This window comes from Pseudoalteromonas 'SMAR' (genome assembly GCF_048515945.1).
Lineage (GTDB): Bacteria > Pseudomonadota > Gammaproteobacteria > Enterobacterales > Alteromonadaceae > Pseudoalteromonas.
This window is the reverse complement of the sequence record NZ_JBLWMW010000013.1, coordinates 1-17610: the sequence shown is the minus strand read 5'-3', so window position 1 is coordinate 17610 and position 17610 is coordinate 1. Positions and strand designations below refer to the sequence as shown.

Annotated in this window: 12 protein-coding genes; 7 read left to right on the top strand and 5 right to left on the bottom strand. The window is 44.9% G+C overall.

Annotation, left to right across the window (positions count from 1 at the left end; all coding sequences use genetic code 11):
* Positions 1-8 precede the first annotated feature (8 nt).
* From ACNKW2_RS07600 to dapD, 7 genes are all read left to right on the top strand, one after another.
* Positions 9-4649 carry an amino acid adenylation domain-containing protein gene (locus ACNKW2_RS07600; protein ID WP_419148015.1) on the top strand — a complete coding sequence of 1547 codons (4641 nt, stop codon included), beginning with the start codon at positions 9-11 and terminating at the stop codon, positions 4647-4649.
* 15 nt (positions 4650-4664) lie between these two features.
* A complete protein-coding gene (locus tag ACNKW2_RS07595) occupies positions 4665-6023 on the top strand; it encodes an MFS transporter (RefSeq protein ID WP_419148014.1) in 1359 nt (452 codons plus the stop codon).
* A gap of 52 nt (positions 6024-6075) precedes the next feature.
* Complete coding sequence (locus ACNKW2_RS07590) at positions 6076-7326, top strand: efflux RND transporter periplasmic adaptor subunit (RefSeq protein ID WP_419148013.1); 1251 nt, start codon at positions 6076-6078, stop codon at positions 7324-7326.
* A gap of 17 nt (positions 7327-7343) precedes the next feature.
* Complete coding sequence (locus ACNKW2_RS07585; RefSeq protein WP_419148012.1) at positions 7344-8051, top strand: ABC transporter ATP-binding protein; 708 nt, start codon at positions 7344-7346, stop codon at positions 8049-8051.
* Between the two features lies 1 nt (position 8052).
* Positions 8053-10491: an ABC transporter permease gene (locus tag ACNKW2_RS07580; protein ID WP_419148011.1), complete on the top strand. Its 2439-nt coding sequence runs from the start codon at positions 8053-8055 to the stop codon at positions 10489-10491.
* A 167-nt stretch (positions 10492-10658) separates the two neighbouring features.
* Entirely contained in the window at positions 10659-13277 is a 2619-nt protein-coding gene (glnD, locus tag ACNKW2_RS07575; protein WP_419148010.1) for a [protein-PII] uridylyltransferase, read from the top strand.
* A gap of 10 nt (positions 13278-13287) precedes the next feature.
* The gene (gene dapD, locus ACNKW2_RS07570; protein ID WP_419148009.1) at positions 13288-14115 is read left to right on the top strand and encodes a 2,3,4,5-tetrahydropyridine-2,6-dicarboxylate N-succinyltransferase; all 828 of its coding nucleotides are present in this window, start codon (positions 13288-13290) and stop codon (positions 14113-14115) included.
* Positions 14116-14289: 174 nt separating this feature from the next.
* Here the strand turns inward: dapD and ACNKW2_RS07565 are convergent, their stop codons facing one another.
* The 5 genes from ACNKW2_RS07565 to ACNKW2_RS07545 all read right to left on the bottom strand — a co-directional run bounded on the left by ACNKW2_RS07565 (position 14290) and on the right by ACNKW2_RS07545 (position 17186).
* Entirely contained in the window at positions 14290-14640 is a 351-nt protein-coding gene (locus tag ACNKW2_RS07565) for a hypothetical protein (protein WP_419148008.1), read from the bottom strand.
* 94 nt (positions 14641-14734) lie between these two features.
* A complete protein-coding gene (locus ACNKW2_RS07560; RefSeq protein ID WP_419148007.1) occupies positions 14735-15172 on the bottom strand; it encodes a GNAT family N-acetyltransferase in 438 nt (145 codons plus the stop codon).
* 565 nt (positions 15173-15737) lie between these two features.
* Positions 15738-15989 carry a hypothetical protein gene (locus ACNKW2_RS07555; RefSeq protein WP_419148006.1) on the bottom strand — a complete coding sequence of 84 codons (252 nt, stop codon included), beginning with the start codon at positions 15987-15989 and terminating at the stop codon, positions 15738-15740.
* A gap of 68 nt (positions 15990-16057) precedes the next feature.
* Complete coding sequence (locus tag ACNKW2_RS07550) at positions 16058-16663, bottom strand: MarC family protein (RefSeq protein ID WP_419148005.1); 606 nt, start codon at positions 16661-16663, stop codon at positions 16058-16060.
* A 112-nt stretch (positions 16664-16775) separates the two neighbouring features.
* Entirely contained in the window at positions 16776-17186 is a 411-nt protein-coding gene (locus tag ACNKW2_RS07545; protein WP_419148004.1) for a GIY-YIG nuclease family protein, read from the bottom strand.
* Between the last annotated feature and the right edge of the window lie 424 nt (positions 17187-17610).

The window sequence follows — 17610 nt, the reverse complement described above, 5'->3', positions numbered from 1 at the left end:
GAGGCATTATGGATATTCAAGATAAGCTTAATAAGCTTAGCCCAGAACAAAGAGCTAAACTTTTAAAACAATTAGCTGCAAAAAGTAAAAACGCCAAAGCAGCCGAGCCCAGCTTCCCCATTGTGGATAAGGCGCCGCAACAGCGCTTTCCACTTTCTCACGAGCAGCAGCGGATCTGGTTTTTATCTCGCTATGAGCCAGAGAGCCCGGAGTATAGCATTCCCCAGCTCTACCAAAGTAAGGTGCCACTCGATATAGAGTGCCTTAGCCAAGCTCTAGAACAGACTTTGAGCGATCATGACATATTACGTTGTCGCTTTGCAGAGGAGCAAGGCGAAGCCTATCAAACAATTTTGTCAATGGCAGAGCTTAAAGCGCAAGAAAAGTATCGGGTGCTCCCGGTCGTCGACTTCTCTGAACGAACCCTAGAGCAAGGTAAAAAAGATGCGTTAAGAGAAATCGATGAGGACTGTGAACGCGCTTTTGATTTAACCCAAGAAGGGATCTTCCGTACTCGGCTATTTAAACTGGCGCAGGATCACTATATTTGGTATGTCAATGTCCATCATATTGGTTTTGACGCTTGGTCTCATAACCTGTTTGTACATTATGTTAATGAACATTATCGTGCCCTCCAAGGCCAGCCAAATACCATTGAAAAGCCCCAGGCCAGCTACATTGATTACGCGTGCTGGCAGCGCATGCCGCAACAAGAGGAAGCCTTAAAGCACAAGTTGAAATATTGGTTAACGCAGTTAGAAGCAGTTCCGCCACTGGAGCTATACTGCGACCGCCCTCGCCCAGCAGAAAGAACCTTTAATGGCGACTCTTACCCTTTGTCGTTACCAGAATCACTGGCTGCTCAAGCTCGTGCATTCTGTGAACAACAAGGAATTACTACATATAACTTATTGTTAAGCGCTCTGCGGATCCTGCTCCATAAGTACACCAGACAAACAGACTTTGCCATCGGCACATTAATCGCGAACCGCGAGAAATCAGCGCTTGCCCAAGCGCTCGGCTTTTTTACCAATACCTTAGCATTTAGAACGCAGGTTGAACCTGAGCTTAGTTTCAATCAAATGTTGACACTTGAAAAAGAAACGCTATTAGATGCTTATGCCAATCAAGACGTATCGTTCGAAAAGCTCGTGGACGAGCTCAACCCAACTCGAGACCTCAGTCGGGCTGCTATTTTTCAGGTTATGCTTATCCTGGATAACACTTCATCATCGATAGCAAAACCCACCGACCAAACCGAGTCGCCCTTATTTACACCAGTGAGTTCTGACAATAAGACATCAAAGTTAGATTTGACTTTTTACTTTAGTCAGTCTCAGCATTTAAGTGGCTTTATTGAGTTCAATACTGACCTATTTGATACCTCGACGATTGCCCGTTTGGCTGAGCATTTCACACTGCTACTAGAGAACTTAATTAAAACTCCTGAAAGCAGTATTGCCTCACATTCATTGCTCTGCGAAAAACAGCGTCAACAAATCATCGAGCATTGGCAACATGGACCCAGTACAGAGTTCACACATCAGCCGCTGCATCAACTGGTGAGCGCACAAGTGCAACATAACTTAACTCGCTGCGCGATAATCGATGGCGACAACGCAATTACCTATCAAGAGCTTGAAAGTCGAGCAAATGCCCTTGCCAACCACCTTCATCAGCAAGGTGTAAGCGCTGGTGACTTTGTCGCGATGGCAACACATCGCAACGCTTCAATGATTGTTGCTATGCTCGCGATTTTAAAAACGGGTGCTGCTTACATCCCCTTAGATACTGAGTATCCAGAAGCACGCGTGCGCTATATGTTAGAAAATGCGCAAACTGACTATGTGATAACCAATGAAAACTTAGCCGCAAAGTTTGATCACTACTCAGGATTAACCTTAATCAACGCCGAAGGTAAATTGCCCACATGGCAAGATAACAGCGCTCTCACTCCGTTGGCTTTTGAGCAGCCTGTTAGCTTAGAAGCTCTGGCCTATGTGATTTTCACGTCAGGCTCAACAGGAAACCCCAAAGGAGTGATGATCCCTCATCAACGTGTTAGTAATTTTCTGCAAGCCATGCAACAAGCACCAGGCATGCGCAGTGCAGAAAAGTTACTGGCTTGTACCACGATTTGCTTCGATATTGCTGTATTAGAAATCTTTCTCCCTTTAATTAGTGGCGCTACCGTGGTGTTGGCTCAACGTGAGCAAGTTTTGGACCCCGCTCAGCTAATCGGGTTAATCGATAAGCACGACATAAGCGTGATGCAAGCAACGCCATCAACCTGGCGTATGATGCTAGAACTCGGCTGGCAAGGCAAACGAGACATGCGTATTCTGTGCGGCGGAGAAGCACTGCCACCAGAGTTGGCGGAAGATTTATTGTTAAAATCATCGTCGTTTTGGAACCTTTACGGACCAACTGAAGCAACGGTTTGGTGTTCACGTCACCGGATCGAAAGTGGCGACGGAGAAACCGGCGCCGTAACCATTGGGCGCCCTGTCGACAATGTCTCCATGTTGATACTAGACAGCGAAATGCAACCAGTGCCTCCAGGCGTTCCTGGCGAATTGTTTGTCACTGGCGATTGCTTAGCCCATGGATACTTAAATCGCTCAGACCTTACCGCTGAAGCGTTTATTAATCATGTCAGCCATAATCAAACACAACGCCTTTATCGCACTAAAGATTTAGCAAAATACGATCCCAGTGGCAAAATTATATTTTTGGGCCGTGCAGATGACCAAGTAAAAGTCCGCGGGTACCGCATTGAGCTTGGAGAAATTGAGAGTACGCTCAACGGCCATAAGCAAATTGAACAAGCAGTTTGTCAAGTGCACACATTTGGCACAGATAAAAAGCTCATTGCTTACTACAGTAGTGCTGAGGGAGAGTTAGAGCAAGAAATACTGGTACGCCATTTAAAGCAAAAACTGCCTGAATACATGGTTCCTAGCTTATTTGTTCACCTCAGCAAAATCCCTATGACACCAAATGGCAAAATTAACCGTCGTGCTTTGCCAGTACCAGATATAAGCGCTTTAGCAAACAAAGCCCCCTATTGCGCTCCTGAAAATCCAACTCAACAAACACTGTGTCGTTTGTACGGTGAGATTTTAAAAACCCCGAAAGTGGGAATTGATGATGACTTTTTCAATTTAGGCGGCGACTCTTTACTGGTGATCCGCTTAGTTGCCAAAGCCAAACAAGCTGACATTGAAATCACCCCAAAACAGGTGTTTCAACATAAAACGGTTCGAGCACTTGCTGAGGCATCGTTAACGACACAGATATTGCGTCAAACTGAGCCGGTAGTCGGCCCGGTTGCCATGACCCCAGCGCAAAAGCACTTTTTAGAATTAGCCCATAGCAATCCGCAATATCACACTTTAGGGGTCTTTTTACTGCCTCGGGATAATGATTTTGACATCCCAGCGATAGAGCAATCCTTGCTACAGGTAATGGCGCAACACGATACCTTACGAATGCGTCTCACCCGTGATGCCAATGGAAAGCAACAATTGATCGGTGATGCTGTGCCCACTGAGGCACCGTTAACCATTGCTCAATTATCTGCAACAGCAACTCGCAGCATCGCGCAACAGGTCAATTATCACATCTATGATACCGCCACCACCTTAGATTTAGAGCAAGGCCCATTATTCCGTGCCGTCTTGTACCCTGGCGATGGCGAAGAAAAGCCCATGCTGTTCTTAATTGGCCACTTTATGCTGGCCGATATTGGCAGCTGGCATACCATCATTGATGACTTTGAAACTTGCTACCGCCAAATAAGCCGCGATGAGCCTTTAGAGCTTCCAACGAAGGGCACTTCTTTTGCTCAGTGGGTAGAAAAGCTTACTCAGTGGAGTCAGTCAGAAGAGGCCCAAAAAGAGCGTGCTTATTGGCTACTAGAAGATCGAAAGCACGCAGCAGACTTGCCAAAAGACTACCCCGATGGCGTCAATAGCATGGATTCTTCGCAAAGCGTCTATGTGCAATTCGATCAAGAAGAAACTGAAACACTCACAACCAAGGTGCCTAAAGTAACCGGTGCGCAAATTGATAGTGTACTACTCACCAGCATTGTGTATGCCTTTATGCGTGAATGCGATTCTAACTGTTTGATGATCGACTTACTTGGCCATGGCCGTGAAGCACTGTTTGATGATGTCGACCTCTCTCGTACTGTTGGTTGGTTCAATACCATTTATCCAGCCTTTCTTAGTTACGGTGAAAATCAAACCCCAGTTGCGGCCATGAAATTCATTAACGAACAGTTAAGAGCTATCCCCAATGGTGGAATCGGCTATGGGGTACTGCGCTATCTAGCTGAAGATCAAGCTCTGATTGAGCACTTCGAGCAAATTCCTGAGCCGCAAGTATTCTTTAACTATTTTGGCCATGACAACACCGCCGACCTCCGTGTGTTACAGCGCGAAGATGGCTTTGGTGGATACGGCTTGGACAAGACCACTAAGCGACTTAGACCCTTAGCTGTCGGTGTGTATATCAAAAAGGATCAGCTCAGTGTGCGCTGGGAGTTTAGTCGTAACCAATTTGAACAAAGCCGAATTGCTCGTCTCGCAGCGCATTGCGAAGCGTGTTTAAAAGAAATCCTAGCAACTTATAACCAACTATAATCAAGAGACTTTTCAATGTTAGAAACGATAAAAAATTCAAGTAGTGGCATGAAAACCTACTACCTTATGTGGCTTGGACAGATGGTATCTGTACTGGGTTCAGGGGTCACCAGTTTTGCCATCGGTATCTGGCTATTAGGTGAAACTGACTCAGTTACTAGCTTTACTATGGTAGCGGTGATCACCGGTTTACCCGCTATTATCTTCTCCCCTATCATCGGAGCCTTAGTTGATCGCTACGATCGCAAATTAATATTGATTTTTGCTGACACACTCAGTGCCTTAGTCACGCTTGGTCTCGCCACCTGTTTTTACTTTGATATGCTTAATGTCTGGATCATCTTTGCCGGTGTCGCTATATCAGCCATCGCTACCGCGTTCCAAGGCCCAGCAAACATTGCCGCGATCACGACACTCATTGAACGAAAAGATTACGGTCGCGTGTCAGGCTTAATGCAAATGATTGGCTCCATTTCACTCATTGCAGGCCCATTGATCGCCGGTGCACTATTAAGCTTTGTTGACTTATTTACTATCTTTATCATTGATTTGGTCACCTTCTTATTCGCACTATGTACCTTATTAGTTGTTAAGATCCCTAAACCTGAGCCTCATGAAGGTGAAGAAGATGATTCAAGCATGTGGCAAGAAATTAAATATGCTTGGAACTACCTGTTTAAACAAAAAGATCTGGTCTATTTGCTATTGTTTTTCTGCCTTGTTAACTTCGTAGTAAGTATGGGTACAATCTCTATCGTTCCAATGGTGAACTTTACCGCTGAAAACTGGGAAACAGGGTTAGTGCTCTCTGTAGGTGGTATAGGCTCCCTTGCAGGCGCAAGCTATCTGGCGTGGAGTGGTGGTCCACAACGTAAAATAAATGGCATTTTAATTGGCGGACTGGCAATGGGCTTGTGCTTATTTATTATGGGTATGAGCAACATCATCTGGGTGGTCATGATAGGACTATTCCTCTTTCAATTCTGCGTTCCCACCATCAATGGTAGTAGCCAAGTGATTTGGCAAACTCGCATTCCGCCTAAAATGCAGGGTCGAGTCTTTGCATTAAGAAGGATGTTTGCGCAATTCACCATCCCCTTGGGAGACTTTCTCGCCGGGCCACTAGCAGATTATGTGTTTGAACCGATGATGCGCAGTGAAAACGCCGTTTCCAATGTCTTTGGACCAATCATTGGTATGGGCCCAGGTAGAGGCATTGGATTGATGTTAATCCTGCTAGCGGCACTGCCTGTATTGTTTGCTGTGCTTGGCTTTATGAACAAACATATCCGTAACATCGACGAAGTCAATGATGACGACGATGATACCGATTCAGAGACAGACTCTGAACAAGGTAAAGCACAAACGGCTTAACGGTTTATCAGGCTCTGTTGCCAGAGCCTGAAAACGTCATTAAGGAAAGAAAATGGATGTAGTCAAACACAAAGCAAAAAAGCAATCGAAAAGTAAATACCTGATGATAGGCGCGGCCTTACTCTGTGTTTCGATCCTCAGCTGGGTTGCCCTTATGCCTGACAGTGAGCGTAAAGTAGCGCGAAATGACATCGTCACAGCAAAAGTGCAGCGTGGCACATTACAAGCGGAAATCACAGGGTTCGGAGTATTGCGCTCCAACAGCCAAAAGCTTATTACGGCTCGTTACCCTGCGACCATTGATGAAGTGGTGCTCAAACCCGGTGCGAGAGTAACGCCAGACTCTGTTATTCTGCGTATGAGTAACCCAGAAATAGAACAAGAGCTAGAGCGCTCATTAATGACTTTATCGAAAGAGGAAGCCAATTTAAAACGCCTAGCTTTGGATCATCAACGAGAAATACTCACCGAATCCTCAAAACTCAGTGAACTGCGCTCCGCTTATAAGAAGCAAGCATTAAGAAAAGTGGCGGAGGGCGAACTGGTGGAAAAAGGTATCGTTTCTCGCCTCACTTACAACACCACGGTACTTGAATACGAACAACTAAAAGAATCGATCGACATTCAAGAAAACCGAATGGCACAACTTAAGCTCGTGCACGAACAAGCTTATGCCATCCAAAAGGGTCAACTGGAACAACAAAAAGCCATGCATGCAGCGATACAAAGGCGTGTTGATCGGCTCACCGTAAGAGCTGGAATGAATGGTATTTTACAACGTTCACCCGTGGAGTTGGGTCAAAGTGTCATAGCAGGGCAAGAGCTAGCATTGGTAGGCAGTGAGGACGATTTGGTCGGATTAATTAAGGTCTCACAGTCGCAAGCTGAGCGAGTGCAAATTGGTCAACGTGCCGAAGTAAAAATGCGCAATGATCGTGTCGCAGCGCAGGTTCAGCGTATTACCCCAGAGGTGCAAGATGGCATGGTAGAAGTCGAAGTGGCGTTTGTCGAACCACTGTCCAGCTCAGCCCGTCCAGAGTTAAGTGTGGACGCAAAAATCTTCACTAAAGCACTTGAAAACACCCTCTACATTGAGCGCCCTGTGAATGTTCGCACACAATCGACTCAAACACTTTTCAAATTAGATAAAAATGGTGAAGCCGCTATGCAAGCGCAAGTCACATTTGGCGAAGACGCGGGTCGCTATCTGCAAATCACATCAGGAGCCGAAACTGGCGATATCTTTATTTTATCAGACATGGCGAGTTTCAAAGAATCAAAAACAATAGGCATTATAAATTAGAGTTCGGGAGAAAAATTATGACAAAATCAATCATCAAGCTGGAAGGAATTAAAAAAATTTATGCCACCGAAGAGATGGAAACTCACGCTCTTCGTGGTGTAAACCTAGAAATAAAACAAGGTGACTTTGTTTCTATTTGCGGCCCTTCTGGCTGTGGTAAATCGACGCTACTCTCAATCTTAGGGCTGTTAGATATTCCTTCACAGGGCACATATACACTGGATGGCATGGATGTAAGCCACCTTTCAATCAAACAAGCAGCGGCCGTTAGGAACCAGAAAATAGGTTTTATATTTCAGTCTTTTAACTTGATTGATGAACTTTCTGTCTACGACAACGTGGCGCTGCCACTCGATTATGCGGATAAACAATTCAGCGACGCAGAAATACGCACTCGTGTTGAAAAGTGCTTAGCCACCGTTGATATGTTAAACCGTGCTGGACACAAACCAAACCAACTTTCTGGTGGGCAACAGCAACGAATTGCAATTGCTCGAGCACTAGTGTGTGAACCGGCATTGTTACTTGTCGATGAGGCCACCGGGAACCTTGACTCTAAAAACGGCGATGCCGTGATGGCGATGCTCAGACGTCTGAATGACAATGGCACAACCATTTGTTTGGTCACGCACGATCCACGCTATGCAGATCACGCTGATAAACAGTTCCGCCTTAACGAAGGGTTGATTGAAGCAAACCCTGAGCTTGTCGCGGAGGCTGTTTAATATGCTGTTTACCAAGAACTTACGCGCCGCTGTTAATAACTTACTGCGAGCGCCAGGTTATTTCATTACCATCGTATTGACGCTTGGGCTGACTCTGGGAGCGCTGTCTTCCATTTTTAACCTGAACTACCTGCTGAGTTTTGAGCCGCTGCCTTACCCTGATCAATCACGACTGGTGATCAGTAATTGGCGGCACAGTGATGATGGCAAACTGAAGTTCGCCAATGCGCAAAACTATCCCGGCCTTAGGGAAATGGCGAAATCCTCAGACCTGTTTGAACAACATACGTTCATCAAATATGGTGAAGAAATACTGCAAAATGATCCCAGTAAAAGTAAGCTCAAGGCGGCTTATACTGGACCTGAATTCATGCAGCTTCTAGCAACCGAGTATGCACTAGGTAGAGGCTTTCAAGAATCAGAAAAAAAAGACTCACATAATCCAGTTGCGGTTATTAGCTATGAGTTCTGGCAAGATTTTTATGCTGGCAACCCAGATGTTTTGGAACAAACTCTCGAAATCCAAGGCACTAAATTTTCGATTATCGGTGTTACCAGTGATACCTTTGTCGAGCCCCAGTTAATGTCAATTGATAACAAAACCCAGGTGTGGTTACCATGGGACTTTAACCCAGTGACGGAAAAAGATTATCAAGACTGGGGGCTGTTTTTTATCGACATTTTTATGGTGGCCAAGCTCAATAGCGAGCAATCTGCGCAGCAAGCTAATCTATTGCTCAGTAATGCAATTAATGAGAAGTTTAGAGCTGAAAATGCCGGTGTCGCTTATTTTGAATCACGCCATATTGATGTCACTTTAAAGCCATTTGAAACCGTCATTTTGGGCGATACCCGCTCTCAGACAGTGCTGATGCTGCTGGGCATGCTCATTCTGTTACTTATCGCCGCGGTTAATGTCACCAACCTAGTGTTGGCACGAGCTGCCAATAACCACCGCAAGTTCAGTATTAAAGCGGCATTGGGCGCCAACAAAGGCCATATTTTCTCTGCTGTGCTGGCTGAAATAATCATTGTCATGACAGCCGCTGCTATTTTCTCTATCGCCATTGCGGCCATTGCCAATAACCTCCTCGTTACTTTCGCCCAAAATCACATTCCACGTGTGGCTGAGCTTACATTGAACTTTGCCACCGTACTATTTTCCTTTGTCGTTGCTTGGACGTTAGCATTCGCTTTTGCAGCCATTACCACCCAACAAATCAAATATCGCGAGCTGGCTGGAGCGATTCAAACCAGCGGTAAAGGCAGTGGTTTACAAATATCAAAATCATTACGGACAACGCTGATGGCCAGCCAAGTCGCGCTCAGTGCCTTATTGGTCACTTGTAATGCTTACGTTTTAAGTAAAGCACTTGATAATATTCAAAGGCCTCTAGGCTTCGATGCTGAGCAAGTTGCCTATGTGTCAATGGAATTAGGGGGAGTAACCCTTGAAACCCGTGAAGAGTGGATGAGCTTAGTTAAAGAGCTTGAAACCAAAATCGCCAACCACCCTGCTGTTGAAGCCGTGAGTATTGGTACCAATGCGCCGATGGCGCGCACTAAGAATATGGAATGGACCATTGCTGTTACCACCGAGCAAGGTGGAGGAGATCGCATTAGCCCGGGAGTCGCGTTAATCGATGAAAAGTATGTGCCACTCATTGGCTTACCCATTAGTCAAGGTAGAAACTTCAGCGCAGAAGATGTGGCTAACCGCCATAAAGTTGCCATCATCAACGAAACCATGGCAAAACAAATTGACCCCAGTGGCGATGTGCTCGACAGACCCGTTTACTTGCCTCGTCAAGCCGACCCTTATGTGGTGGTAGGTATTGTTGAAGACATGCAGGTGCCGTATCAAAAGAACAGCCCGAGATTTTATATCCCCAGTATTTCCGCGGCGAGCTTTATGGTTAAGTACAAAGCAAATGCTAATGTCAGCGCGCTTGAATACAATCGGCTAGCTGAGCAAGTTCACTCACAAATTTATCTATATGACGTGTATGGCATGACCGAGATCCATGACCAAAAACTGGCACTAGATCGCATACTAGCGTGGATTTCAGCGTCACTTGGTGTGCTATCCATTTTACTTGCAGCCATTGGTTTGTATGGTATGTTCAGCTACAGCGTAACACTTCGTAAGTTTGAGCTTGGTGTGCGTATGGCCATTGGTGCGGCCCCAAGCCGCATTATTTCACTGCTACTTAAAGATGCAGTAGTGCCTTTACTCACGGGGATAGTTATCGCGTTAGCAAGCTTAATGGCGATTTACTATTACTTGCTTACAAATACGACTTACCAAGTCGATCTCGATATCATTAGTGTTTTACTGTCTTTATTTATTATTGTTGCTACCTCAGTGTTCTCAGCAATATATGCCAGTAACCCACTGATAAAAAACAGAGTCATATACTCTCTTAGAGGGAATGACTAAATAAGTACTGACCCTAACGGCGCCAGTAGAAGTATCTGGCGCCGCTTTTCTCTCCTGCCCTTGTCAATTAAGACCTTGCTCTGTCATGTTTGTTGTGGCTCGCAATTTTGCTAATTTAGTGCAAAAATGTAAGCCAGTGTTTTTGCGCGCATTACACAGGAGCCTAAGTGGCATTAACAAATAAAGTGAAAACGCTTCTTGATGAAGCACAAATCCTATCTGAATACAAAGACTGCTCGGCGTATTTTTATAAATGGCTCAGCATGCAGTTTTCTAAACAACCGGTGCGAAACCTGATTAATGCTCGAGCCGAGTTTATTGACCGCTTACTGATCAAGCTGTTTAATGACACAGGCTTATCGCAACACCCAGACTTGGCGCTTATCGCCATTGGTGGCTACGGACGCGGCGAGCTCCACCCCTATTCCGATATCGACTTTTTGGTATTAACGCAAACGCCCCCCTGTCAGCAAGTCACTGCTCGACTTGAAGAGTTCGTCACTTTTTTATGGGACTTAGGCCTCGATATAGGTCACAGTGTGCGCACCCACGAGCAAGTGCTGGAACAAAAACAAGACGATGTCCACTTTACCACCAGCTTGCTCGAAAGCAGGCTTATTTGCGGCAATCACGTTGAATACGAAAAGCTCAAGCGCCATATTATTGAAACCCCCATTTGGCAGTCGAGCGACTTTTTTATTGCCAAGGTGAATGAACAAAATGTGCGCCATAAAAAGTGCCATGGTACGGCGTATAACCTTGAGCCCAATATTAAAGAAAACCCCGGTGGCTTGCGCGATTTACAGACCATTTTTTGGGTGGCCAAAAAACACTTTCACGCCGAAACCCTAGAAGAATTAATTAACCACGGCTATTTGACCCACGAGGAATACCAAGAGCTCCTCGAGTGCATTGAAAACCTATGGAATATTCGCTTTGCCTTGCACATTGCCGCCGGGCGCAGTGAAAACCGCCTACTGTTCGACCACCAGCCTCATGCTGCTGAATTACTGGGCTTTGGCTCTGAAGGTAAAGCCTCGGTAGAGCGCATGATGAAACGGCTGTTTAGGATCATGAGCCGAGTGCGCGAAATGAACCAAATGCTGCTGTCTTATTTCGAGCAAAGTATTTTGCCAGAAAAGTCAGAGCAAGAAGTGGTACCACTGGACAGAAACTTTGAGCGCATTGGTAATAAAATTCGAGTAAAAAACCCGTCGGTGTTTTTCTTGCGCGAAAACCTCTTGGTGTTGTTTGAACACATTGCCGACAACCCCAAGATCACCCACATCGACCCCAATACCATTCGCACTATGCGCCAGGTTCGGCGCCGTTTGCTGGGCGACCTGCAGGACTACGCCGGCTGTCGAGATGCCTTTTTACGCCTATTAAAGCACCCTAATGGCATGGGTCGTGCGTTCACCCTGATGCACAAGCATGGGATCATTGCTGCTTACTTGCCACAGTGGCGCAATATTTTTGGCCAGATGCAATTCGATTTATTCCACGCTTACACGGTGGATGAGCATACCCATAAGCTTATAAACAATATTTACCGCTACTTCAATAAAGATCATATTAGCGAGTTTCCCCTTTGCTCTGAAATCGTCTCGCGCATGGACAAGCCGGAATTACTTTATCTGGCCGCCATTTTCCACGACATCGCAAAAGGGCGCGGTGGCGATCACTCTGAGCTCGGGGCCGTAGACGCCATGGCGTTTGCCAAAATGCACGGTTTTACCGCCTCAGATGCCAAACTCGTCTCGTGGTTGGTGCAGCATCACCTGCTGATGTCGGTGACGGCGCAGCGCAAAGACATTAACGACCCCGATGTGATTGCCGAATTTGCCCAAAAAGTAAAAAATGAGCGCCAGCTGGATTACTTATACTGCTTAACGGTTGCCGACATTCGCGCCACTAATGATAGCCTGTGGAACGATTGGAAAAACACTCTGTTGCGGGAGCTTTACCTGCATACTCAGCGAGCACTACGCTTGGGCCTTGAAAACCCCATGGACATGCGCGACCAAATTCGTGATAAAAAACGTCAAGCCAAACAGCGCTTGATCAACAAAGGTTACTTTGAAGAGTCGGTGGATTTAATTTGGTCACGTTTTAAAGCCAATTATTTTACCGCCTTTAGTGAGCAGCAGATCTCTTGGCATACGAGTCATTTGTTAAAATCAAAAGACCTGAGCCAAGCCAGTGTATTGGTGTCGAGTAAGCCCATGCATGGCGGCACGCAAGTGTTTGTGTACAGCCCTTATGAAGCCGAGTTATTTGCCAAATTAGTGAGCGTCATTGGCTCGAAAAAAGCGCAAATTCAACATGCCCAAGTCATGGCCACCAAAGACGGCTACGTGGTGTTTAGCTTTGTGGTATTAGAAGTCAGTGGTAATCCACTGAGCGTGGGCCGCGCCGGCACCATACGCAAAGGCTTAGAGGCGATCTTAAAAGATCCGAAAAAGAAAATTCGCAGTAAAAAGAGCCGTTCACAAAAATTCAAAGACTTTAATATCAAGCCTAAGATTATTTTGCGCCCTCATGCTCGCCCTAATCGCAGCTTAATTGAAATACAGGCTATCGATATTCCTGGGTTATTGACTAAAATAGCGGAGGTCTTTCAAGCCTATTCACTGCATATTCACGCCGCGCGTATTACCACTGTGGGCGAGCGCGCCGAAGACTTCTTTGTGGTCTCAAATAAAGAATACAAAGCGCTGGATGAGCTGCAAAAAGCCGAGCTACATCGAGCACTATTGAAAAAATTAAACGCTGAAACAGAATAATGAGGAAAATATGTCTGATTTAAAAACCACCATTGAAACTGCATGGGAAAACCGCGATAGCATCAGCCCAACGGCAGTATCAGACGAAGTAAAACAAGCCATTGTCCAAGCACTGGAAATGCTTGATTCTGGCGCTGCACGCGTCGCTGAAAAAATCAGTGATGAATGGGTTGTGCATCAGTGGCTTAAAAAAGCCGTGCTGTTGTCTTTTCGTATTCGCGACAACCAACCACTGCACGACGGCGTAAATCAATTTTACGACAAAGTACCACTGAAGTTTTCGGACTACACCCCTGAGCAGTTCCAACAAGGCGGCATGCGTGTGGTACCAAACGCCGTAGCGCGCCAAGGCAGCTTTGTCGGTAAGAACGTGGTACTGATGCCTTCTTACGTCAACATTGGCGCCTACGTTGACGAAGGCACCATGGTGGATACCTGGGCCACAGTCGGCTCGTGTGCGCAAATTGGTAAAAACGTACACCTCTCTGGTGGCGTCGGCATTGGCGGCGTTCTTGAGCCACTACAGGCGAACCCAACCATCATTGAAGACAACTGCTTTATTGGCGCGCGCTCTGAGATTGTGGAAGGCGTTATCGTTGAAGAAGGCGCGGTTATTTCAATGGGCGTCTACATCTCGCAAAGTACTCGCATTTATGACCGTGAAACTGGCGAAATCCATTACGGCCGCGTACCAGCCGGTGCCGTAGTGGTACCTGGCTCACTACCAAGCAAAGACGGCACACACAGCCTCTACGCTGCTATCATTGTGAAAAAGGTCGACCAACAAACCCGTGAAAAAGTCGGCATTAACGCCCTACTGCGCTCACTGGACGACTAATTAAGTTACCCCTAACAGGATAAGGCTTCACGCCTTATCCTGCTTAACAACCCCAGCTTTATATGCCTTTGTTGGCTCTTCTGGCTGTCTATTAATACCCGGACTAAACGATAGTATCTCCATTAGACGCCTATTAGATAAAACTCGCCATCCGTTAGAAGTGAAAGCCAACGGTTATTTGTCAGCGTTTAGGTCGTTGCTAGTGCTTTTGCAAATATTCACTACTGACTCTTTTAACCCATCATTAAACTTATATTTGCCTAGTTTTTTATTATTTACCAGTAGTTGTGTTAGCTTTTTAAGCAAAGTCTCCGGTGTTTCACTACTGAGACACTTTGAATATTTACTGTGACTTTTTGATGCATCTAGATAACCAAATAGGTAAGAAGTGCAATGCCGCTTATAGCTTGCAAACTTTGCTAAATCTGATGTGCACTCATTCACAAAGTCTTCAAACGATAGCGGCTGATAGCTTTTAACGTTAAAAGAAACAGCAAAAATAAATAAAACGACAATTATCTTCATAAAACGTCCGAAAACACTAGCCACCCGCCATAAACGGGAGCAACTTGTTGCGAGTCATACGTCGCAGACGCGTTGTGCTGGCGATTGTTATAGCTCACAGCTTGATAACGGCCAGCATATCTTCACCATCTTCATCCAACCCCACTTCCTGAAAGCCAAAACTTGAATAAAAACCTTTGGCCACTGGGTTTTCAGGGTCATAGCAAATTTCGATTTCTTTTACTTTGTCACTGGCTTTGATTTCATTGAGTGCCAAATGTAGCGCAGCTCTACCAATACCCGCTTTTTGATAATGTTGATCCACCATAAAGCGCCAGATAGAGACTTTTTCTGGCGTTTCCGATACCCACATGAAAAAACCGACAGGTGTGTCATTTTGATAGATCGCTCTGCAGGTATGCCCTTGGCAGTAATGTGACTCAACCAAAGACCACATATTACTCGCAACATATTCCTGTTGCTCATCCGTGACATCTAAGTCACATACAGCTTCATAATTTGAACTGGTCACTTCTTCCAGTGTGATACTCATGAGTTTCCTTAGAGCGCCTCGCTTAACCGGCGCAAAATAGCAGGCTAAAATTAGCGACGAAGGAGGCAAGCCTGCTGTTTTACGTCCCTTGGTTAAAGCGTTTGTTAGCTAGCAGCAAACACATATTTGCGGCCTATATAAATGAAGTGTACTGCAACAGCTATTGGTATAAGAAGCCAAATTAATTCGATATTTATACCTAACATAAATGCAAACCCAAGGATTGAGCAAAAGCCACAGATTATAAATAAACGTAATTTAGTAAACGACAAAAAATATCTGTTTGGCTCTAGAATATGCATTAAAACGGAGATAAACGCGAACATGCCTAGAAAGCCTCCAACCTCAATAAGTAGCATAACCAGCGCACCATAATAACCGTCAACTATACCCATAATTGAGATGGGTATATTGATTAAGCCTAGTCCTAGAAGTATGACTAAAGGACCAAACCCAATTATTGCTTCAACAATGATCAAGAATTTGTATATTGGTCTCATTTGCTAGCTAACGTTTTGCTAAGGGGCAATTACCAGTGAGTTTACGAACGAGTTTCAGCAACTTGTTATAAGCCATCTTTAGCACCATGCGTAAACAGTAAAAACTTGGGGGCATAACCCGTAAATACAAAATGCCCTGATATATATGACATGCCAAACGTCACGATACCTAAAAGCCAAATAATATGATCATATGGTTCTGTAAACGCAAAAGTAACCGTAGCTAAAATCGCAAACAATGAAAGTACAAAGATGAAACCCGCAAGCACCCTAAAAGGAGTTCTAACTTTAGCTAATTGTTCCCTCGGTAAATTCATATCTTCCTTTGGCTTATAACGCCCGCGTAATAGGCGCGAGCTTGCGAGCGTCCTGATTGACGCGATTGTTATGACACCCATTTATCCACACCAATGGCTTCCATAATAAATTCGACTGATAACGCAGCCAGTATCATTCCCATTATTCGCGTTAAAAGAGACGCCCCGCCATTTCCAATGATTCTGATTATTCGCCCCGAGAGAAGGAGTAAAACCAATGTCACAACTAATACGGCAAGCATGGTACCCGTTGTAATCAATTGCTCTTGAATTGAATATATATTGTTATCAGTTATTAGGATTACTGCCAAAATTGCGCCTGGCGAAGCTGTAGCAGGAATTGCCAATGGAAACACGGATATGTCATGCAAAGGCTCACCTGTTTTGTCTGGCGAATTATCAGAAAAAATCATTTGTAAGCCGAATAAGAAAAGAATTACTCCTCCAGCAACTTGAAATGACAGAAGGTTAATGCCCATAGCGCCAAGTAACAGTTGGCCTACGGCAATTGCTCCGATTAAAATTAAAGCCGCATAAATTATAGTTTTAAATGCAGTTCTTCTACGTTCTTTATCTGTAAGATTCGCAGTTAGCGCAGCAAATAGGGCCATTGTTCCTATAGGATCGATAGTCGCCCATATTATTAAAAAATCGTGTAAAACCTTATCTATCATACAAACTCTACTTGGTTGTCATAACGCTCAGCTAAAGGGTGTAGCAAAGATGGCGCATATTTTTGCTCCGCAAAAATTGTGCTGACTTTGCGGAATCCGATTAAGCTTTTTGTTAGGTTCTTCTGCTATTTTTCCCCATACTATTTTCTGGGGGTTGCAATAAATCAATTAGATACGCCTCGATAGCCACAATTTCAAACCACGAATCCCTTGGGACTGGCAGGATACCGATTGTTTTAACCTCACCATACCACTTAGAGTTTTTAGCAAAGTGCTTACCCATGCGGTAACCGAGGATCTCAGCTTTACCAATATACTGAAGTTCTTCTTTATTATTAAAAAAGAAATACACACAAGGCTCATCAGTATAAGTTCGTAGTAATCCTTTATCAGCCCAAAGCGAGGACCAGTTACTTTGAGACACAGGAGTTGATTGAAAGCATTCAACTAGGGAATCTATCCCTGGACGTTTAAATTTAGTATCGAATTCAGCTATTGCTTCTTTTACACATTCAACGTTCATTTTTGATTGCCATGCTCCAGGAACCTAACGCCCGATTAACGGGTTAAAAATAGTGGGCTAAAATTGAGCGAAGCGAAGAGCCCGCTGTTTTTAATCCCTGTTTAATTGCTTGTTATGTGTCGTTCTAACCCTCTTTGTTAAAGAAGACTAAATAAAGTGAATAAACACCCACACCAATCACAAAGATAATTCCGAACCAGAAGAGTAAAGGGTCTTCAACTCTATCGAATCTAGAACCACGCAAACCAATCTTTTCTCGCTCAAAGCTAAATTTCGCATACCAAAAAGCCAACAGAGAAGGCAATAAGTATGAAATCCAGTTTTCCCTTAGGCTTTCTCATTTGTGAGACTTTTCCCTACAAGACACATAACGCTTTAGTATTCATGCGTACGCAGTACGCATAATCGCTTGTTGAACTGGGCT

Excerpts from the sequence above, each read along its gene's own strand:
- ACNKW2_RS07585 (WP_419148012.1), top strand. The coding sequence starts at position 7,344 with ATGACAAAATCAATCATCAAGCTGGAAGGAATTAAAAAAATTTATGCC.
- dapD (WP_419148009.1), top strand. The coding sequence starts at position 13,288 with ATGTCTGATTTAAAAACCACCATTGAAACTGCATGGGAAAACCGCGAT.
- ACNKW2_RS07545 (WP_419148004.1), bottom strand. The coding sequence starts at position 17,186 with ATGAACGTTGAATGTGTAAAAGAAGCAATAGCTGAATTCGATACTAAA.
- ACNKW2_RS07600 (WP_419148015.1), top strand. The coding sequence starts at position 9 with ATGGATATTCAAGATAAGCTTAATAAGCTTAGCCCAGAACAAAGAGCT.
- ACNKW2_RS07560 (WP_419148007.1), bottom strand. The coding sequence starts at position 15,172 with ATGAGTATCACACTGGAAGAAGTGACCAGTTCAAATTATGAAGCTGTA.
- ACNKW2_RS07550 (WP_419148005.1), bottom strand. The coding sequence starts at position 16,663 with ATGATAGATAAGGTTTTACACGATTTTTTAATAATATGGGCGACTATC.
- ACNKW2_RS07565 (WP_419148008.1), bottom strand. The coding sequence starts at position 14,640 with ATGAAGATAATTGTCGTTTTATTTATTTTTGCTGTTTCTTTTAACGTT.
- ACNKW2_RS07580 (WP_419148011.1), top strand. The coding sequence starts at position 8,053 with ATGCTGTTTACCAAGAACTTACGCGCCGCTGTTAATAACTTACTGCGA.
- ACNKW2_RS07555 (WP_419148006.1), bottom strand. The coding sequence starts at position 15,989 with ATGAATTTACCGAGGGAACAATTAGCTAAAGTTAGAACTCCTTTTAGG.
- ACNKW2_RS07595 (WP_419148014.1), top strand. The coding sequence starts at position 4,665 with ATGTTAGAAACGATAAAAAATTCAAGTAGTGGCATGAAAACCTACTAC.
- ACNKW2_RS07590 (WP_419148013.1), top strand. The coding sequence starts at position 6,076 with ATGGATGTAGTCAAACACAAAGCAAAAAAGCAATCGAAAAGTAAATAC.